Source organism: Pseudomonas sp. IC_126, from assembly GCF_004331835.1.
Taxonomy (GTDB): domain Bacteria; phylum Pseudomonadota; class Gammaproteobacteria; order Pseudomonadales; family Pseudomonadaceae; genus Stutzerimonas.
In genome coordinates this window covers 957,090-977,748 of the sequence record NZ_SJSS01000001.1, presented here as the reverse complement: position 1 = coordinate 977,748, position 20,659 = coordinate 957,090, and the positions used below count along the sequence as shown (strand labels likewise).

Sequence of the window (20,659 nt, the reverse complement as noted above, 5' to 3'; positions counted from 1 at the left end):
CGCCGAGAACAACGACAAGAGAATCGCCATGGCAAACCAAGCAGAACTGATAGTCGATGCGCAGAACGCCACCGGAGAAAGCCCGGTCTGGGTCGCGCATGAACAAGCGCTCTACTGGGTCGACATTCCCAACCGCCACCTGCTGCGCTGGCAGGCGGCGGACGCCAAGGTAACCCGTTGGACAGCCGATCAGATGATCGCCTGTATCGCTCGCCGTGAGGGTGAAGGCAATCGCTGGGTCGCCGGCATGGAAGACGGCTACTTCGATCTTACTCCGCAGGACGACGGCTCCCTTCACGCCACGCGCCTGGCCGGTGTGCAGCATGGCCACGGCAACATGCGTTTCAATGATGGCCGCTGCGACCGCCAGGGGCGCTTCTGGGCGGGAACCATGGTCATGGATATGGCCGCCGGCATTTCCGCAGGCGCGCTGTATCGGCTCGACGGTGCCGTCGACAGTGATCCGCTCAGTGCGCGCCTGAACGATTTCATCGTACCCAACGGACTCGGCTTCAGTCCGGATGGCCGCACCATGTATCTGTCGGATTCTCACCCCAGCGTCCAGAGCATCTGGGCCTTCGATTACGACATCGAAAGCGGTACACCGAGCAATCGTCGGCTGTTCGTGGACATGAATCAGTACCCCGGTCGCCCAGATGGTACAGCCGTCGACATCGACGGCTGCTACTGGATCTGCGGTAACGACGCAGGCCTGATTCATCGCTTCACACCGGACGGTCGTCTCGACCGCTCGCTCGAAGTGCCGGTGAAGAAACCCGCCATGTGCGCCTTTGGCGGTCCTGGCCTGGACACTCTGTTCGTTACATCCATTCGCCCAGGCGGTGACCTCTCCGACCAGCCACTGGCTGGCGGCGTATTCGCGCTGCAACCCGGCGTCGCCGGACTGGAGGAACCCCGCTTCCGCTAATGCTTCACCCACCAAGGACAGGCCCGCAGTCGCCCGACCTTGTCGCTCGCAACGCTGCAACATCAACAACAACAAGATGGAGATTCACATGAACTTCAAACGCAAGTTGCTCATCGCCGCGCTTCCCTTCGCCCTGTGTCTGCCGGGCCTCGCACAAGCCGCCACCACCTTGAAAATGGCCGAGGTCCATCCAGCCGGTTATCCGACCGTGGTGGCCATGGAGAATCTGGGCAAGAAACTCGAAGACGCCACCGATGGCGAACTGAAATACCGGATGTTCTCCGGCGGCGTGCTGGGCTCGGAAAAAGAAGTGGTCGAACAGCTCCAGATCGGCGCCGTCCAGATGACCCGCGTCAGCCTCGGCACGCTCGGTCCGGTGGTTTCGGACGTAAATGCCTTCAACATGCCGTTCGTGTTCCGCGATCACGAACACATGCGCAAGGTCATCGACGGCGAAATCGGCCAGGAGCTTCTCGACAAGATCACTGACTCCGAATTCAACATGGTCGGTCTGGCGTGGATGGATGGCGGCGTCCGTAATCTCTACACCAAGGAGCCGGTACGCAGCATCGAAGACCTCAAGGGTATGAAGATTCGGGTGATCGGCAACCCGCTGTTCATCGATACGCTGAATGCCATGGGCGCTCAGGGCGTGGCGATGGATACTGCTGAAATCTTCAGCGCATTGCAGACCGGTGTCGTGGACGGTGCCGAAAACAACCCGCCGACGCTGCTCGAGCACAACCATTACCGCACAGCCAAGCATTACACCCTGACTGGTCACCTGATTCTTCCCGAGCCTATCGTCATGTCCAAGACGGCCTGGAACAAGCTCACCCCGGAGCAACAGGAGCTGGTGAAGACGTACGCCAAGGAAGCGCAGCAGGAAGAGCGCACGCTCTGGGATGAAAAATCCGCCAGCAGCGAAGAAAAGCTCAAAGCCGCAGGCGTGGAGTTCATCGAAGTCGATAAGAAGCCCTTCTACGATGCCACCGCCCCGGTACGCGAAAAGTACGGCGCCGCCTACACCGATCTGATCAAGCGTATCGAAGCCGTCCAGTAACAGGTCGTTCAGAAGAACCTCGCGACGCCGGCCCGCAGCCGGCGTCGTGCTCGCGGTGAAGCCTCATGAAAAATTCCTTACTACGCGTCAATGACGTGATCTACCTCAGCTGTATCTGGGTTGCCGGTTTGTCCATTACGGCCATGGCCCTGATCATTCCATGGGGCATTTTTGCCCGCTATGTACTGCGCACCGGCGCCGGCTGGCCCGAACCAGTGGCGATACTGCTGATGGCCATCTTTACCTTCGTCGGCGCGGCGGCCAGCTATCGTGCCGGTGCGCACATGGCGGTCACCACTTTGACGGATCGCATGCCCGCTTCCTGGCAGCGTTACATTGACCTTCTGGTCCAGTTCCTGATGGCCGCAATCTGCCTGTTCATGCTGATCTGGGGCATCAAACTGTGCATCGCCACCTGGAATCAATATATGAGCACCCTGCCAACGCTACGCGTGGGCATCGCTTACTCACCCATTGCCATCGGCGGCTTCCTGAGTCTGATCTTCATCGTTGAGAAGCTCTGCTTCGGCGATCAACGCCATCGTCGCTCGGTCAATTTCGAGCTTTTCGAAGACAGCAAGGAAACACTCTAAATGGATGCGCTCATACTGGTAGGCAGCTTCATCGTCTTGATTTTCCTGCGCGTCCCCGTCGCTTATTCGCTGGGCCTGGCTGCGCTGGCTGGCGCCTGGTACATCGACATTCCGTTTCATGCGGTGATGATTCAGATTGCCGGAAGCATCAGCAAGTTCTCCTTGCTGGCCATTCCCTTCTTCGTGCTGGCTGGGGCCATCATGGCCGAGGGCGGCATGTCCCGGCGCTTGGTGGCCTTCGCCAGCGTGCTGGTCGGCTTTGTCCGAGGCGGGTTGTCGCTGGTCAACATCATGGCCTCGACCTTCTTCGGAGCGATCTCCGGCTCTTCCCTGGCCGATACGGCCTCGGTCGGCTCGGTCCTCATTCCGGAAATGGAACGCAAGGGCTATCCCCGCGAGTTTTCCACCGCCGTGACCGTGAGCGGCTCGGTCCAGGCACTGTTGACGCCACCAAGTCACAACTCGGTGCTCTACTCGCTGGCCGCTGGCGGCACCGTTTCCATCGCCTCACTGTTCATCGCCGGTATCGGCCCAGGCCTGCTGCTCAGCGCGGTGATGATGGGGCTTTGCCTGATATTCGCCAAAAAGCGTAACTACCCCAAGGGCGAAGTCATTCCACTACGCCAGGCACTGAAAATCTGCGTCGATGCGCTCTGGGGGCTGTTCACCATGGTGATCATCCTGGGTGGCATTCTCAGCGGTGTGTTCACCGCGACCGAGTCCGCGGCGATTGCAGTGCTCTGGGCATTCTTCGTGACCATGTTCATCTACCGCGATTACAAATGGCGCGAACTGCCCAAGCTGTTGCATCGCACAGTGCGGACCTTGTCGATCGTGATGATCCTGATCGCCTTCGCAGGTGCCTTCGGTTACATCATGACGTTGATGCAGATCCCCTCGAAAATCACCTCGATGTTCCTGACCCTGTCGGACAACCGCTACGTGATCCTCATGTGCATCAACTTCATGCTGCTGGCACTCGGTACGCTGATGGATATGGCTCCGCTTATTCTCATCCTTACACCGATCCTGATGCCCGTGATCACCGATATCGGGGTCGATCCGGTGCATTTCGGCATGATCATGCTGGTCAACCTCGGTATCGGCCTGATCACCCCGCCGGTGGGAGCGGTGCTGTTCGTCGGTGCCGCCATTGGCAAGGTCACCATCGAAAACACCATCAAGGCGCTGTTACCCTTCTATGCCGCGCTGTTCCTGGTGCTGATGGCCGTCACCTACATTCCGGCAATCTCCCTGTGGCTGCCGAGTGTAGTGCTGTAACGCGACGCCGCCCGCCCTGTTCGCAGGGCGGGCGGTCTCACCGTTCAATGTTCACCTACGCCAGCCTATAGGGCTGGCGTTTGATTATTAGGATCGGAACTCGACATGACTGCTATAGCTACTCCCGACGTACCCGTAACTTTTCCGCGCCATATCGCAGTGTTGATACTCGTCTGCCTCGGCTGCGGGTTCGCCGGTAACCATGTCGCGGCGCGGGTAGCCTTCGATGATGGCGCGGGCGTGTTGTTGGCAATCCTGTTGCGTTCGGGCGGTACGCTCATTGTTCTGGCCGGGCTGGTTTTCTGGCAGCGGCAGAGCATCCGCCTGGCGCCCGGTGCCTGGCGCTGGCAGTTGCTGTTGGGCTTGTTGATCGCCACTCAAAGCATCTGTCTGTACTCAGCCGTGGCGCGGGTTCCGGTGGCATTGGCGCTACTGGTGGCCAACGTGTTTCCAATCTTGCTGGCCTTGCTGACATGGGCCTTGGGAGGGGCGCGCCCCACAGCGCGCACAGCGTTGCTGATGGGCTTGATACTGGTCGGCTTGATATTCGTCCTGGAAGTGCCGGCACGCCTCTCTTCCAGCGAAGACGCAGGACCGGAATGGATTCTCGGGGTCGCGCTCGCATTCTGTGCCGCCAGCGTTTTCGCCCTAGCGCTCTGGATCACCGACCACAAGCTGTCGCAGGTACGCGGATCGGTGCGCAGCCTGTTGACCATGCTGATCGTATTCAGCAGCGCCAACCTTGCCGGGGCCAGCGGCCTGCTGCCTGGCGGGCTGTCGTTGCCGCAGAGTGGTACCGGCTGGACAGCACTGGCAGTGCTGGTCGGGCTCTATGGCGCGGCATTCATTACGCTGTTCGTTTCCGTGCCAAGACTCAACATGTCGCGCAACGCACCGGTGATGAATATCGAGCCCCTGGCGACCTTGATCATGGGCTGGTTGGTGCTCGATCAGATGCTCGCTGCGGGTCAGATTCTCGGGGGCGCCATCGTCATCTTCGGCATCGTCATGCTGACTTACCGCAAGGATTGATCCAGCAGTAATCCCTTTTCTTTTATATAAAGAAGGCCGCATTCGCGGCCTTCTCTTCTTACAGCAGCGTTCAGCTGCCTGTCGCTATCATCCCGCCTGGTTCCCGGCTCGCTCCTGATGTTTGCTTGCTCCTGGCGATGCGTTCCGCACGCTGCTGCATGACGATATCCAGCGCACGGCTCGGCAGGATGTCGACATCATCGAACGTGATCAACTGCCCCGGCTCAACCGCACGCTTGAGTACCGTCTTGCGCAGCAGTCCAATCGGCACGTGATCGGGATTCTCGTCGAGCTTCACCGCCTCGCCACGGAACTGGAAACCGCCAATGCCGCGCTCGATCAGCTCACCCGGGCGCATCGTGCGCTTGGCAATCGCAGCCACACCGAGCGTCGGTGTAGTTGAATTGTTCAGCAGCACGCCGCCGCCATTGAACACACGGCGTACGGTTTTGCCGACCTCGAGTGAACACAGGTGGAACGGGCGCACCAAGGTGTAATAGGGACCTGGCCCGAGCTTGAAGTATTCGAGGGCAGCCTGTTGGTTATCGTCATGCCGGCAGACCAGAAACACGCCTCCGGCCGAGTAGCCGGACGGGATCACGTAGTCAACGAAGGGTTGGCAGAGACGATCAGCCATCATGCCCAGCACGTTGCCGGTTTCGGTCAGGTTGGTCGAAGCCATCCCGCCCAGGCCCTGCTTGGTAATGCTTGCGCTCAAGCCGTTCCCTACGATCACCTGCTCGATCTGTACCTTGGTGCCATCGGTAAAAGACGTCGTCTGGTCGATGCTGATGCCCTGGCGCTTCGACCAGAACATCATGTCTTCCAGTGTCGGATCGTGATTCAGATAGCCCTTCATGTTGCCGTATACCAGCGGCTTGAAACCCATCATCAAGGCTTCTTCATGCAACGCCGCCAGCGAGCCCGGCTGGTCGCCTTCCGCCTCTGTGAGCAAGCCCTTCCCAGCCAGATAAGAACCTGTCGTCACCTGTAGCTCGGCGTTTACCGTAACGACTGGCAACCCTGCCTCGAAGGCACGCTCGATAACCTCCGTACCGTGGAAAACATCACCGCTGCATTCGATGATCAGGTCAGCCTCGTCGATAAGCTGATCGATGGAATTGGTGAGCCGCTCAGTAAGCGGAAAGTCGGTGAACGAATTCAACGGCCGACGCGTCAGCACCCGGGAAACTTGTATGTCCTGAAAATGCTGTTCGAATAGGCGAATGAGGCAGTGGGCGATCATCCCTGTGCCCGAAACACCGATCTTCTTGGGGGGCGAGAGTGGCATAAGCGAATCCATTCAGTTTGGCAATGAAAGGTAGGACCGCAGTCACGCGAAAAGATTTTGTAGCAAATTAAAAAATCTGGCCTATCGCCATCGCAGTGAACCAACGCAGAACAAAGGCCACATGAAAAACTGACTGGAGGAAGGTTATCGGCCCATCGACGCGGGCTCGCGTAAAGGTGGCGCCAGGCTATCGAGTCGGGAGTAGAAGGCGGCGTTGCGCCGCCTTTCTACCGATCACTTACTTGAGTGCGTCAATAGCCGCGTCGTAATTCGGCTCGCTACCGATCTCCGGCACCAATTCGCTGTAGAGCACCTGATCCTGCTCGTCCAGAATCACAACCGCGCGTGCGGAGACGCCCGCGAGCGGACCGCTGGCGATCAACACGCCGTAATCTTCGAGGAACTCGCGGCCACGCATGGTCGATAGATTCACCACATTTTCCAAACCTTCAGCACCGCAGAAACGCTTCTGCGCGAATGGCAAGTCCGCGGAGATGCATAGCACCACGGTGTTGGCCAGTTCGTTGGCTTGAGCATTGAACTTGCGCACCGAAGTGGCGCAAGTCGGCGTATCGATACTCGGGAAAATGTTCAAAACCTTGCGCTTACCGGCAAAGCTCTCCAGCGTGGTATCTGACAGATCACCGCCTACCAGGCTAAATGGCCTCGCTTTCTGGCCGCCCTGTGGGAACGTGCCAGCGACCTGGATCGGGGCGCCTTTCAGGGTTACTTCAGTCATGTGAACTCCTCTCAGTCATGGGCCGCAAGACTGCCCTGCGGCCCAGTTTGCTTAAATTGCCTGCTTGCGGGCGAAGTATTCCTTGGTCAACTTGACCACGACAGGGCTAAGCAGAATCAGCGAGATAAGGTTGGGAATCGCCATCAAACCGTTAAGGGTATCTGCCAGCAGCCAGGCGAAGTCGAGCTGTGCGATCGCGCCGAAGGGCACTGCCAATACCCAGATGACGCGGAATGGCCAGATCGCTTTGGTGCCCATCATGAACTCCCAGCATTTCTCACCGAAGTAGCTCCAGCCCAGAATGGTGGTAAAGGCGAAGACCACCAGGGCGATGGTCAGTACGGCGCCACCAAATCCAGGCATAGCCGATTCAAAGGCTGCAGCAGACAATGCCGCGCCGCTTTCGCCACTGGTCCAGACGCCGGAACAAACGATCGCGAGACCGGTAATGGAGCAGATGATGATGGTATCGATGAAGGTACCCATCATGCCGATCATTCCGGAGCGCACGGAGCTTTTAGTGGTGCCGGCCGCCTGTGCAATACCCGCCGTACCCAGACCTGCTTCGTTGGAGAAAATACCGCGCGCCACACCGAAGCGAATAGCGGCCATGACCGCCGCACCGGCGAACCCGCCAGTGGCCGCAATGGGCGTGAAGGCGTGAGTGAAGATCAGATCGAAGGCCGCCGGGATCTCGGAGGCATGGACCACCAACACGACGATACCGGCAATGATGTAGGCAACGCACATGAAAGGCACCAGTGCAGCGGCCACGGCACCAATGCGCTTGATGCCACCGAGAATCACCAGACCGACAACCACCATCGTGACCAGACCGGTGAGCCACAGCGGCACCGAGAAGGTGGTTTCGAGCGCAAGCGCCATGCTGTTCACCTGCACCATGTTGCCGATGCCGAAGCCAGCTAGCCCACCAAAGATCGCGAATGCCCCGCCGAGCCACAGCCACTTCTTGCCCAGACCATTCTTGATGGCATACATCGGGCCGCCGACATGCTCGCCGCGGTCATCCTTCTCGCGGTAATGCACGGCCAGTACCACTTCGCAGTACTTGGTCGCCATGCCTACCAGCGCCGTACACCACATCCAGAACAGCGCACCCGGCCCACCAAGGAAGATGGCGGTGGCGACACCGGCAATGTTACCGGTACCGACGGTGGCCGCCAGACAGGTCATGAGTGCCTGGAACGGGCTGATCTCGCCCGTGTCTTCATCGCCCTTGACGCGTCCGCGCCAGATCAGCGCGAAACCGGTGCCGATACGCACCAGCGGCATGAACTTGAGCATGACCATGAGGAAGAAACCGGTGCCTAGAATCAGCACCAGCATGGGCGGTCCCCAGACGAGACCATTGACGCTATTGACCAGGTTTTGCAGAAATTCCATTCAAAGCACCCTTATTGATTATGTTAGACATCCTTGCCCGAGCGGCCCGCATTGGAGCGCAGCAGAAGCACAACGCCAGCAGGCATCACTGCCGTCTTCCGCCACTAACCGAAACGACCCGGTAATTACCCTGAACTTCATGTCCTGGGTGACTACCGACAACTTGCAGGGCCCATGCCAAGGCCTCTGTAATAGCTGCGACACAAGGAGCGACCGAGCGATCCTACCACCACCACAAGCGCTTGGCGCGACGTCGATTGCACGCGATTCGCGCAGCATCGGAAAGACGCTGGAGGGCTTGTAGATCGACCGTTGAGTCACGCCGACTTGCTGGTTACATAAGCCCACCAGAGTAGCCTAAGGCGGCACCGCCGCCAGTCCACTCAATATATTTTTCAAGAAGCGGATGCCGCACCGTGACTTTAGAAATTACGTCGGTAGAAAACGTCAAGGGAGCTGGCCAAACCGCTTGCGGCTTCGAGAAAAATGCGTTTGGTCAGCTGATAGCGCAGGGCAACGGTGTTGGCCGACTCGAATACGCCCACGCCGTAGCGAAGCGTCAGGCGATCGGTCAAGCGCCCGCTGGCGACCACGCTGGTCTCCGTGCCGCTTCCTTCGGTGTCGAGCTGGAAATCCTGAATACCCAGACGCTGCGCAACATTGCCAGTAATCGATGCACTGCCAGCCAGGCCAAGCCCAAGAGCAGCCTGCGCCAACATGTTGTTCTCACCGGAATCGGTTCCCAGCGGCCGTCCCAGCACTAAATAGGACAACGCCTGTTCCTGACTCATCGCCGGTTCGGCGAACACATCGACCCGTGGCTGCTCGGCGCTGCCGGTGATGCGTAGACCGGCGATGACGTTGTCCGAGTCGATCCGCCGTATCGCCTCGATATTGAGGAATGGCTGGGACAGCACGCCGGTGAACAGCAGCTGTGCGCGGCGAATGGTCAGACGCTGGCCATAGGCTCGATAACGCCCATTGTTGAGATTGAGCTCGCCACGCGCGTCGAGGTTGTCGCCGATGTGCAGGTAACCCGCCAGATCCGCGGTGAGGCCAAAGCCAGAGAAACGCAGGCGGTCCTGGCCCACCTCGACATCGATATCCATGCGAATGGCCAACGGCGTCTGCGCGTCCTCGGCTTCCGTGCCGACGATTACCGCGTCCTCGGACACCCTGACTGTCGAAGGAGGCAGGTCACGAACCTGGATATCTCCACGTGGCACCCGGACCTTTCCACTTACCGCCAACTGGTCGCCGGCTAGCTCCAGCCGTAGATCCGGCTCGACTTCCAGCTCGGCATAGGGTTCGACGATAACCGGGAGCCGGCTGCCGCTTATGCGCATGTCCAGATCCAGCGCATCGGTCCAATTCAAGGTTCCGGCGATTTCCCCTCGTCCTTGCTCGCCGCTGCGCCAGTCACCGTCGACTCGCACGCGCTCGCCCTCGATGAGCGCCCGAACCTGCAGCTGCTCGAAACTGACTGGCAACTCACTGCCGGCAATCTCGGCGTCGCTCAATCGCAGCTCGCCGTTAACCTGCGGCGCCTGCAAGCTGCCGGATAACTCGCCACGCCCGTTCAGTTGCCCATTCAACCGCTCGACCTGGGCGACGAAGGGCCTGGCCACGGACAGATCGAAATCGCTCAGAAAGAAGGAGCCAGAGATGGCCTTCGCCTCGGTACTCGGGTCGACTTGCAGGCGCACATCGAGCTCGCCGAGTTCGCCGCCCTCGAAGCGCAAGTGGCTATCGACACGTTTGGGCGTCAGTTCGCTGTTCAAAGCCAAGGTTGCGTAGGGGAAATCCAGCCATTGGTCGCCGTCACGCATACGCAACGTGCCTGGGCCGGCGTCGATGCGAATGGTGCCGCTAGGACCGGCAGCGGGCAGGTCGAGCGACAGGTCGGCGTTGACCTCGCCCTGCCAGTTCAGGTTGTCCGGCATGTGCTCGGCAAGCGATTCGAGCGGAAAGTCGCGTAGCCGGTAGCGCAGTTGCGGATCAGGCAGAAGCCGCTGATTTTCAGCACACAGCGTGGCGGGGCCTGAACCGAAGCAATGAGCACCGAATGTGATCCGACCGTTGGCCAGTCGCTCCAGCGATGCTGGCCGCTGAAGGGCCCACTGCTGGCCTTGAGCATCCAGTTCGGCCCGCAGCAAGCGCCCTCGCCAATCCTCGCCGCGTAGACTGCCATCCAACGCCAGAGACAGATCCAGCAGCGGCCCTTGCAGACTCAGATCGGCCTGATGAGCCTGTTGGGAGCCGTCGCCCGTCACCTGTAGCCGGCCCAGCTCGGTATCACCTGCCCGCAGCCCATCGGCAACCAGTCGCAGCTGTCCACGCTCGCCCTGTTCGAGGCTGGCGGCCAGCTCCAGATGCTCGATGCGATTTTGCTGGAACGCCACCTGACTGCCTTCGAGGGCCAGCGTGCCTTCCGGCGTTTGCGGCGTACCGGCCAGCTTGAGGTCGCCGGCCAACTGGCCCTGCAGATCAGGCCAGAGCTGCGCCAGTCGCGACAGGTTGAGCTCAAGATTCGCCTGCAGCGTTTCGGCCCAGCGCCCGCTGCCCTGGATTCGGTTGTCCCCGAGATGCAGGTCGACGAGCGGAACATCCCAGGCGGCGCCCTGTCCACTCGCCTCCAGCTGTAGTTTCAACGGTTGCTGACGCAACGTTCCAGTGAGATCCAGACGCGCTTCGGCCTGCAGTTGCTCATCGCGCATAGTGCCACGGCTGCTCAACGTGCCGGCCAGCTGGCCCGGCAACTCGGCGACCCAGAAGGACGGATCGAGTTCGCTCATGTCCAGGCGAGTGTTCCACTCGATGCCATCCGCGAAGCCCACGCTGAGATTGCCGGCAGCTCTGCCCTGCCCGGCCTGCAATTCCAGCTGCGGTAGATGCACGACTTCGAGGTCGCCGCTGACAGGGCTTCGCAGCGTGAATTCACCGGATGGCCCGGTCAGCGCGGCATCAAAATTACCCAGGTAGTTGCCGTCGTCGTACTGGATTTGCGCATCGAGCGTGCGCAACGCCACCGGCGGCTCATCCACGTCGGGGTAAAGCCTGCGCCAAGGAAAATCGCGCCACGCCAGCTCGGCCTCACCCGTCAGACCCTCCTGCCAATCGGCCTGCCCGTTCAAGCTGATCCGTTGCCCTTCGCCGGCATCCAGCTGCAGCGCTTCGACCTCCGCATGTTTGGCGTCGACCAGCGCGTTCAGCGCAATGCCGACCGCGCCGCCCTCGCCTTGCAAGCGCCCGTCACCAACCAGCCGATAGCCTTGTTCCAGATCACCCTCGGCGCTGAGCTCAAGGGTATCCAGCCGCAGTCCATCGGGCAGTTCCGGAGTCGCCTTGAAGCGCTCCACCACCACCCGAAGCTGCGCCGGCAGCTCCGATGCCAGCGGGCTTAGCTGGCCGCTGAGCCTGGCATCGAGGTAACCCTGGCTTTCGACATTCAAATGCAACTGGTCGCGCAGCTCGCCGTTCACCGCAAGCATCAGCGCCCAGGGTTGCGCGTCGGGTGAACGGATTGCAGCCGTGCCGCTCAATTCCAGCGGCCAGTCGCCGTTCGGTTGCAAGCGGCCGGTCAGATCCAGCGAAAGATCATCACGGCGGACCTGAAGGGCGCTGATCTCCAGCCCTTCCTTTCGCCAATCGGCGCGCAGCTGCAGGCTTCGCAGCTGCTGGACATCATTCAGCCGAAGCTCGCCGATTTCGATGCGCTCGATTCGCAGCTCCAGCGGCAGTTTGACGTCCGGCAGGCTGAACGGCTCACTCGGTGCATCATCCTCGGCTGTCGGCGGAAACTGCAGATCGATGTCGCCGACCACCAGCTCCTCGATGCACAGCGTCATGCGCAACAGGCACATCGGTGACCAGGCCATTCGCGGCGCATCCACTACCGCCCTGTTGGCGCCCTGTTGCCATGTCAGCCGCTCCGCCTGCCATTCGCCACCCAGACGTCCATGGAATTGCTCCACTTCCACCCCAGGCACCTTGTTCAGGACCCAACGACTCCCCGTGTGCGTGCCCAGTACCGCACCTACGGCCAGCAGAATCAGTAGCAGTAACGTCACCAGGCCGAGCATTACCCAGCCGACAATTTTCGCGGTACGCCTCAAAGCTCCGGCCCCATGGAGAAATGCAGCCGCACGCCGCCGTTACTGTCCAACGGATGGGCCAGATCGACACGAATCGGCCCGACCGGCGAAACCCAACGAACGCCCAGACCAACGCTGCTTTTGAGCGACGGAAGCTCCAGCGAGTTGAACGCATTTCCCTGATCGATGAAGGTCGCCACGCGCCACTTGTCGGTGAGCGAATATTGATACTCAGCGCTGACTGCCAGCTGGTAACGGCCGCCGATGCGGTCGCCGTCCGAGTTGGTCGGCGATAGGCTCTGATAGTCGTAACCGCGCACGCTTTGATCGCCACCAGCGAAATAGCGCAGTGATGGCGGCACGTTGGTGTATTCGTTGGTCCAGTTGCCGCCGACCTGCACCCGACCAAGGAAGCGATGACGGTCCGCGAGCGTGATCAAGCCTTTCACCGTGGTGTTTGCATGGATCAGATCCGCGTCGGACAGCAGACCGTCCTTCGCTGCGGCCAGCTCGAACTCCAGGCGGTAGCCACGGCTTGGGTCGATACGGTTGTCGCTGCGCAGATAGCTATAGGAGACGCCGGGCATCAACAGCGTGCTGACGCCCGTATCATCGCCCAGCTCATATTGTTCATGGCGCCATTTGAGCGACCAGACCCGCTGCCAGCCACTGGGCAGCTTCCGATGCCACTCGGGGCCGACTGTCAGCAGTTCGCTGAGGCTATCGTTGTCACCCAGCTCCTCGTATTGGTAACCGGCCGCATAGCGCAGCTTGTCGGTCAGCGGCGGGTCCAGCGGCACGTCGTACCAGAGTCCGACATTCTGACGAGGGGCCGAGAGTTCGGTCTCGACGCCGTAACTGTGGCCCTGGGGGTTGACCCAGTGACGGAGGAAATCCAGACGCATGCGCGGCCCCACGTCGGTGGAAAATCCCAACCCCAGCCCTAGGGTTCTTGGATCGCGCGTGGTCAGCTGCACCGCGACAGGAATGCGCTGCTGTTGGGCATTGGCCGGGTTGGCGTCGACCCGTACCCCTTCGAAATAGCCACTGGACTGCATCGCCTGGTTGAGCTCGGCCACCAGTTCCGAGTCATAAGGCGTGCCCGCCTCGAACGGCACCATCCGCGCCAGCAGATCCGGGTCGAAGGGTGAATCGCCTTCGAAGCTGACATTCCCCAGCACATAACGCGGGCCGCTTTCGAACACCAGCTCGATGTCCGCGGCGTTGATCGAAGGGTCGATGGTCAAGCGCTGACTCGTGAAGCGACCTTCGAAGAATCCATAGCGCGAGGCCTGATTGAGGATTTGCTGCTTTACCTCTTCATACAGGCCGTGATTGAGCACCTCGCCGGTCCTGAGCGTGTTACGGGGCACATGGAAGGTACGCAACTCGCTGGCCGGCCCATCCACTCGCAGGGTGATATCGCGCAGTCGAACCGGCTCGCCGGGCTCGATACGCAGAATGAGCTGCGGATTCTCGCCACCGCTGACTTCGGATTCGATCTCGCCGTTGTAATGACCCAAGGCCTGCAGCGCCTTTTCCGCCTGTTCCTGGGCGATACGGCTGTAGCGCAGCAGTTCACGCTCGTTACGGTCGCCGAGGTCACCGATGTAGTTCTCAACGTTTTCGCGCAAGGCACGGTTGGACGGCTCGATCCTGACATCGAGCTCCGCTGAATGAACGCCAGTGGACATAAACGAGGCTAGGCCGACGGCAACGAGCCGGCCAACGGAGGACATACGCATGGCGAGCGATGCTAGCACGATAAACACCGAAGCTCGGATCGGCGTGGATGCGTGTAGCACGGTACATACAGCGTTAGGTAGAACATCGAAAAGCTTCGTCGGAAAACCACCGGTTGGACTATGCGCAACGCGCAAAAATTCGCCGCTATCCTCGACTGGCTTCGACCTGGCGCGGCGCGGGATGGAAGAACACGTGTTCGACCACAGGCCCGATCGCGACCTGACCGATTTCCTCATAGCCCTGCCGCTCATAGAAGTTCAGGTAGCGTGGATTGCCCGTGTCGAGCACCAATCCCTGCGAGGTCGTGTCCACAGCACACCAGTTATGCAGCGCCTCGAGCAACTGTTCACCGTAGTGCTGCCCTTGAAACTGCGGATGGACGGCCATCAATGGCAGCACATGAAAAGCGCCCGGCGGCAGGCAGCCGAGCACTGCCGCGTGGTAATCAAGATATCGCCGGGTGCAGCGAAAGCCCGTGGTCATCAGCATGCGCATGCGCCAGACCCAACTCTCGGTGACATCCAGACGACGCTGCGGCGGCGCGATCAACGCCACGGCGATCAGCCGATCATCCGCCAGCAACCCCAGCGCGGGCTGATCCTGCAGAAAATGCTGATTGACCAGCTCACGCACGGTGGCGCGTACACGCTGGTCGTACCCGGGCCGATCGGATTCGAACAGGTAGGCATAGGTGGGTTCGTGACGGTAAGCGTTGTACAGAAGCGAGCGCGCCTCCCTGGCGTAACCACTGTCCAGCATTCGTACTTCAGCAGGCATCGGCATGGCAGTTCTCTTTCTTATGTTGTAGAGCGCTGAATTCACGTTAGCACCCGTACCGTGCTCGTGCCGCTTATTGGCGACCGGCTGATACGACTCGCACCGCAAAGGCCGAAACGATTAGAATCGCGGTTTTTCCGGAGCCCTCATCCATGAAGCTCGTTTCCTTCAATATCAACGGCTTACGCGCACGACCTCATCAACTTGCTGCGCTTATCGAAAAACACCAGCCGGACGTCATCGGTCTGCAGGAAACCAAAGTAGCGGACGAACAGTTCCCGCAGGCCGAGATCGAAGCGCTCGGCTATCACGTACATTTCCATGGTCAGAAAGGCCATTACGGTGTCGCCCTGCTATCGCGGCAGGCGCCGCTGGAAATCCACAAAGGCTTTCCCGGCGATGGCGAGGAATCGCAGAAGCGCTTCATCTGGGGCCGCTTCGCCGATGCCAACGGCCAGCCGGTGACCGTCATGAATGGCTATTTCCCACAGGGCGAAAGCCGTATCCATCCGACCAAGTTTCCCGCCAAAACCAAGTTCTACGCTGATCTGCAAGCCCTGCTGGAAGAGCGCTTCACGCCCGATCAATCGGTGGCGATCATGGGCGACTTCAACATCTCGCCTGAGGATTGCGACATTGGCATCGGCGACGTGAACGCCAAGCGCTGGCTGCGTACGGGCAAGTGCAGCTTTCTGCCGGAAGAACGCGAATGGCTGGCGCGGCTGAAGAGCTGGGGTTTGCAGGACAGCTTCCGTACGCTCAACCCGGAAGTCGTCGATCGCTTCAGCTGGTTCGACTACCGCAGCCGTGGTTTCGAAGATGACCCACGTCGAGGGCTGCGCATCGACCTGATCCTGACCACCACCGGCCTGCATCAGCGCGTCATCAACAGTGGTGTCGACTACGACATCCGCAGCATGGAGAAGCCTTCCGACCACTGCCCGGTCTGGATCGAGCTGAACTGAGCCGCCGGTTCGACTCCACCCGCCGCGTTGCGCGGCGGGGTACTAATGCACAGATCGACATCCATCCAGGTCGGCGGTCACATAACGGTAAACAAAGCGTCTTAATCTCCCCGCTTCTTTGAAAGGGAGATTCGCTGCATGGCACTTTTTACGTCCGCACGCACCATTGGGAAACGGGTGCTATGCCTGGCGTTTCTCGCCCTGTTCTGTGCATCTCCCCTCTCGGTAAACGGAGCCGTGCCGGCGTTACCTGCAAAGGATCAGCCGGTACTGAGCATCCATGGGTCGAACACCGTCGGCGCCAAATTAGCGCCCATGTTGATCGCCGGTCTGTTCGAAGCACAGGGACTGCAATCGATAAAGATCGCTTCCACCAAGGAAAACGAGCAGCGGATAAGCGCAATCGACAGCAAAACCGGCCGCACGCTGTACGCCCTGGTTGCCGCTCACGGCACAGGCACTGGCTTTGCTGGGCTCGGAAACGGTTCCGCCGATCTTGCCGCCGCATCGCGCCCCATCAAGGACAGCGAATACGACAGCCTGGCCAGCCTCGGTAACCTGCGCAGCGCACAGTCCGAGCAGATCATCGCCATCGACGGTTTGGCGATCATCGTCCATCCGAACAACCGAATCGCCTCGCTCAGCGTCGCGCAAGTCGCCGGCCTGTTCGCTGGCGAGATTCGCAACTGGCGCGAGCTGGGCGGCGATGATCTGACCGTTGAACTGCATGCGCGCGACGATCAGTCCGGCACCTATGACACCTTCAAGGAACTGGTACTCGGCACTCAGAACAAGACGCTCGCCGGCAGTGCCTTGCGTTATGAATCCAATGACCAGCTTTCCCAAACGGTCATCAGCCGCCCTGGTGCTATCGGCTTCGTGGGCCTCGCCTCGGTGGGAAGCGCCAAGGCGCTGGCGATTGCCGACGGCGACTCGGAGCCCATGCTTCCGTCCACCGCATTGGTCGCGACCGAAGACTATCCGCTGTCGCGTCGTCTGTTCCTCTACGCCAAGCCTACTGCCCAGTCGGACTGGACACGGGCCTATCTCGACTTTGCCCATAGCGCCGCCGGGCAGGCCATCGTCGAAAAGGCCGGCTACGTCGCGCAGGCAATCACTGCGATAAAGCTGCCGGCCCAACCCGACATGCCACAGCTTTACCAAGACCTGGCCAACGATGCCCGGCGGCTGACCGTCAACTTTCGTTTCGACGAGGGCAGCGCACGGCTGGATAACAAGGCTCAACGTGATATCGGACGCTTGATCGATTATCTCCAGCGTGCTGACAAACAGATGAACGCCGCGGTGCTGGTGGGCTTCGGCGATGCGCGAGGGGACTCGGCGCGTACCGAGCTGCTGTCCAAACTCCGCGCGATGGCGGTGCGTCGCGAGTTAGCGCGTGGTGGAATTCTGGTTAAAGATATCAATGGGTTGGGTGATCAACTTCCAGTGGCTTCTAATACCCCGTCAGGCCGGGTCAAGAACAGGCGCGTAGAGGTCTGGCTTTACTGAAATGCCTAGATCGCGGCTTGTTTTCTACCACTACTCCACAGCCGATTTGGATGTATCGCCAGCAAGCAGATGGCTGAGCACCGAGCGCATCTTGCCGGCCTTGACCGGCTTGTTCAGCACCGGCACGCCGAGGCCCTGCAACTGCTTGCGGCACTGGTCGCTGCGATCAGCGGTGATCATCACCACCGGAATCGCCTCGCCGAAGCGCTCACGCAATGCCTGCGCCACCTCCCAGCCAGTGACGCCTTGGTCGAGATGGAAGTCGGCCAGGATCAGCTCCGGCGCCTGCCCGCCCAGCACGGCAATCGCTTGCGCCTGATCGGTCGCCGTGAGGACGTCGCAGCCCCACTGGCCAAGGAGCGCGGACATGCTGTGCAGAATGCTCAGCTCGTTATCCAGCACCAGCAGTCGCCGCCCCGGCAAGGGATCACCCAGTTGCGGCACGCTGACCAGCGTCTCGAGATTGCGCCTGGGCATCGATTCGCTCAGCGGCACCTCGATGCTGAAAACCGAGCCGCGACCCGGTTGCGACCTGACCTGGATGCGGTAGTCGAGCATCTTGGCAATGCGCTCGACGATGGCCAGCCCCAGGCCGACGCCGCGCCGCTCGGCCGCGCGCTCGACCCCGAGCTGATTGAACTCGAGGAAGATCGACTGCAGCTGATCCTCGGCGATGCCGCGCCCGCTGTCCCAGACCTCGATGCGCAGCGAACCGCCGCGTTTGCGCGCACCGAGCAATACCCGGCCGCGTTCGGTGTAACGGCAGGCATTGCTGAGGAAGTTGCGCAGGATGCGGCTCAGCAGCCGGAAATCGGTCTGGATCGCATAGCGAGGAATGAAGTGGACGAGCTGCAGCCCCGCCGCCTCGGCGACCGGCTGGAACTCCGAAACCAGCGGCAACAGCACTTCGTCTAGGCCATAGCTGTCGATGTCCGGCTTGATCGCGCTCTGGTCCAGCTTGGAGATATCCAGCAGGTCGGTAAGCAGGTCCTCGGCGCCTTCTAGCGCCTGGTGCGCCCGCAGCACCAGGTTGCGCTCGGCGCTCGGCAGGTCCCGTTCGCAAAGGGTGGAGATCAGCAGCCGCGCCGCATTCAACGGTTGCAGCAGATCGTGGCTGGCGGCGGCCAGGTACTTGTCCTTGCTGAGGTTGGCCGCTTCGGCGGCGTCGCGGGCCTCTCGCAACTCGCAGGTGCGTTCGGCCACGCGCTGTTCCAGCTGCTCGTTAAGCTGCAGCAAGCGCTGTTGCGCCTGCTTGCGCTCGGTGATATCGGCTACGAAGCCTTCCACCAGGCCATCTTCGTCCGGCTTGAGCAGCAGGTTCATCATCACGTCGATGAAGCTGCCGTCCTGGCGCCGCAGTCGGGTTTCGTAGCCGAACAGCCCCTGTTGAATGGTCAGCGTATGGCGAATCTGCAACAGCTCCTCTTCGCCGCCGATGAACAGGTGATGCGACAGATCGGTCAGCGCCCACAGCGCAGCCTCGGGACTTTCATAGCCGAGCATGCGCGCCAAGGCCGGGTTGGCGGCACGAATGCCCTCCTGCAGGCTGGCCTGGAAGATGCCATGCACCGCATGCTCGAACAGCCATTTGTAGCGATTGCGCTCGGCTTCCAGCTCCTCCAGGCGGCTCAGCAGTTCGGGGTAATGGCTCTTGCGCGCCGAATGGCTACCGAAGCCGAGCAGCTGGGTCAGGGCCTGCTGTTGATCGTCAGAGGGCTTCGGCATAGACGACCTCGACATCGCGCTGGGTCGAAGAACGTGGATTGGTAAGGATGCAGGGGTCCTGCATCGCATGCTGCGAAAGGAAGGGGATATCCGACAGGTCGACGCCATGCAGGCCGAGGCTTTCCTTGAAGCCGATCGACTGCTTGAGGCTGATCAGATGTTGCACCAGGCGCTCGCGAATCTGCCGGTGGTTCAGGCCGCGCGTATCAATACCCAGCGTCTGGGCGACGATTTTGAAGCGATCCGGCGCGGCGTCGTAGTTGAATGCCACCACGTGCTCGACCAGCACCGCGTTGCACAGTCCGTGAGGCAAGTCGAGATAGCCGCCGAGGCTGTGGGACATGGCATGCACGGCGCCCAGAATCGCGTTGGAGAACGCCAGCCCGGCCTGCATGCTGCCGAGCATGATCTGCTCGCGCAGGGCGATATCCGTCGGATTGGCGATCATCTGCACCAGATTGCCGTTGATCAGCCGCATGGCCTCCAGCGCGTGGGGATCGGTCAGCGGGCCGTTACCGGTGGAGACGAACGCCTCGATGGCGTGCACCAGCGCGTCGATGCCGGTACAGGCGGACAGGAACGGATCCATGCTCGCCGTGGTTTCCGGGTCGATCAGCGAAACGTCCGGCACCGCCGCCTTGCTGACAATGGAGAACTTCATCCGCTCGTCCTGGTTGGAGATGATCACGAACTGCGAAACGTCGGCCGAGGTGCCGGCCGTGGTGGGAATCAGGATCAGCGGCGGGCTGGGCACGCGCAGGGTATCCACCCCTTCGAACTCGACGATATGGCGACCGTGGGCGACCACGATGCCGATGCCCTTGGCGCAGTCCATCGGGCTGCCGCCGCCCACCGCGACGATCACGTTGCAACCTTCGTTGCGATAGACCTCGGCGCCGAGCATCACCTCTTCGCAACGCGGGTTGGGCGATACATCGGTGAACAGGTGGTGTTCGATGTTCTGCCGCTCGAGGCTGGCCTGCACGTCGGCTACCCAGCCAGCAGCCACCACACCGGGGTCGGAAACCACCAGCACCTTGCGCGCGCCGAAGTTGCTGGCACAGGTGCCGACGCTGTGGCGGCAACCAGCGCCGAAGATGATTTCAGGGGAAACGAATTTACGCTGGAGGCTGATATTCGGGCTCATCACCGTGGCCTTTATTATTTTTGTAACAACCGCGCAAGCCTACTGGATTGGTCGGGTAAAGCAATGCACTCAAGGAATAGCGTGCGCAGGTCCGTCCCGTTTCGTTGCACAACCCGACGCGGCTTCGGCGAAACGGGATCAGAGCTAGGGTTGGCTTTCCAGACGAGCGTCGTTCAAAGCAGCGCTTGGTAGAAGCGTCACTCACGCTGAAGCGCATCAGCCGGATTGGCGGCGTTGCGAAAGCCGTGGCGTTCCACCGGATGCAGCTGATAGGCGGCGGTGGGTCAACAACAGACCGCCACCGGCCAGGGACTGATAGCTGGCAGTACCTAACTGCCATGGGGCCGGGGCACGGTCGAAAT

At 60.8% G+C, this 20,659-nt stretch carries 15 protein-coding genes; 7 read left to right on the top strand and 8 right to left on the bottom strand.

Translation table 11 applies throughout. From position 1 onward, the window contains the following. The first annotated feature begins 28 nt into the window (after positions 1-28). The 5 genes from E0D86_RS04460 (at position 29) to E0D86_RS04440 (ending at position 4,897) form a co-directional block, all read left to right on the top strand. Positions 29-928, top strand: a complete 900-nt coding sequence (locus E0D86_RS04460) for an SMP-30/gluconolactonase/LRE family protein (protein WP_131648754.1) — start codon at positions 29-31, stop codon at positions 926-928. Between the two features lie 88 nt (positions 929-1,016). Next, positions 1,017-1,991 (top strand): TRAP transporter substrate-binding protein, encoded by a 975-nt coding sequence (locus E0D86_RS04455; protein ID WP_131648753.1) that lies wholly within the window; start codon positions 1,017-1,019, stop codon positions 1,989-1,991. 65 nt (positions 1,992-2,056) lie between these two features. Then, complete coding sequence (locus E0D86_RS04450) at positions 2,057-2,584, top strand: TRAP transporter small permease (protein WP_131648752.1); 528 nt, start codon at positions 2,057-2,059, stop codon at positions 2,582-2,584. Beyond that, a complete protein-coding gene (locus E0D86_RS04445; RefSeq protein WP_131648751.1) occupies positions 2,585-3,865 on the top strand; it encodes a TRAP transporter large permease in 1,281 nt (426 codons plus the stop codon). Between the two features lie 105 nt (positions 3,866-3,970). Next, entirely contained in the window at positions 3,971-4,897 is a 927-nt protein-coding gene (locus E0D86_RS04440; protein WP_131648750.1) for a DMT family transporter, read from the top strand. Between the two features lie 70 nt (positions 4,898-4,967). Here the strand turns inward: E0D86_RS04440 and E0D86_RS04435 are convergent, their stop codons facing one another. The 6 genes from E0D86_RS04435 to E0D86_RS04410 form a co-directional block, all read right to left on the bottom strand. Then, entirely contained in the window at positions 4,968-6,143 is a 1,176-nt protein-coding gene (locus tag E0D86_RS04435; protein ID WP_131648979.1) for an NAD(P)-dependent oxidoreductase, read from the bottom strand. A gap of 283 nt (positions 6,144-6,426) precedes the next feature. Continuing rightward, complete coding sequence (gene tpx, locus E0D86_RS04430) at positions 6,427-6,927, bottom strand: thiol peroxidase (RefSeq protein WP_131648749.1); 501 nt, start codon at positions 6,925-6,927, stop codon at positions 6,427-6,429. 51 nt (positions 6,928-6,978) lie between these two features. Further along, positions 6,979-8,331 carry a sodium:alanine symporter family protein gene (locus E0D86_RS04425; RefSeq protein WP_131648748.1) on the bottom strand — a complete coding sequence of 451 codons (1,353 nt, stop codon included), beginning with the start codon at positions 8,329-8,331 and terminating at the stop codon, positions 6,979-6,981. A 422-nt stretch (positions 8,332-8,753) separates the two neighbouring features. Beyond that, positions 8,754-12,413 (bottom strand): translocation/assembly module TamB domain-containing protein, encoded by a 3,660-nt coding sequence (locus E0D86_RS04420; protein WP_131648978.1) that lies wholly within the window; start codon positions 12,411-12,413, stop codon positions 8,754-8,756. A 29-nt stretch (positions 12,414-12,442) separates the two neighbouring features. After that, on the bottom strand, positions 12,443-14,119 hold the full coding sequence (locus E0D86_RS04415; protein ID WP_256681137.1) for an autotransporter assembly complex family protein: 1,677 nt from the start codon (positions 14,117-14,119) through the stop codon (positions 12,443-12,445). A gap of 196 nt (positions 14,120-14,315) precedes the next feature. Next, a complete protein-coding gene (locus E0D86_RS04410) occupies positions 14,316-14,954 on the bottom strand; it encodes an N-acetyltransferase (protein WP_131648746.1) in 639 nt (212 codons plus the stop codon). A gap of 146 nt (positions 14,955-15,100) precedes the next feature. On the opposite strand from E0D86_RS04410, the gene xthA reads away from it, so the two are divergent. Continuing rightward, positions 15,101-15,913 carry an exodeoxyribonuclease III gene (gene xthA, locus E0D86_RS04405; RefSeq protein ID WP_131648745.1) on the top strand — a complete coding sequence of 271 codons (813 nt, stop codon included), beginning with the start codon at positions 15,101-15,103 and terminating at the stop codon, positions 15,911-15,913. A gap of 138 nt (positions 15,914-16,051) precedes the next feature. Beyond that, on the top strand, positions 16,052-17,425 hold the full coding sequence (locus tag E0D86_RS04400) for a substrate-binding domain-containing protein (protein WP_131648744.1): 1,374 nt from the start codon (positions 16,052-16,054) through the stop codon (positions 17,423-17,425). Between the two features lie 30 nt (positions 17,426-17,455). Here the strand turns inward: E0D86_RS04400 and E0D86_RS04395 are convergent, their stop codons facing one another. Both E0D86_RS04395 and ercA read right to left on the bottom strand, forming a co-directional pair. Further along, positions 17,456-19,150, bottom strand: a complete 1,695-nt coding sequence (locus tag E0D86_RS04395; protein ID WP_131648743.1) for a NahK/ErcS family hybrid sensor histidine kinase/response regulator — start codon at positions 19,148-19,150, stop codon at positions 17,456-17,458. Beyond that, entirely contained in the window at positions 19,134-20,297 is a 1,164-nt protein-coding gene (ercA, locus tag E0D86_RS04390; protein ID WP_014853082.1) for an alcohol dehydrogenase-like regulatory protein ErcA, read from the bottom strand. The genes E0D86_RS04395 and ercA overlap by 17 nt, the downstream gene beginning before the upstream one ends. Positions 20,298-20,659 lie beyond the last annotated feature (362 nt).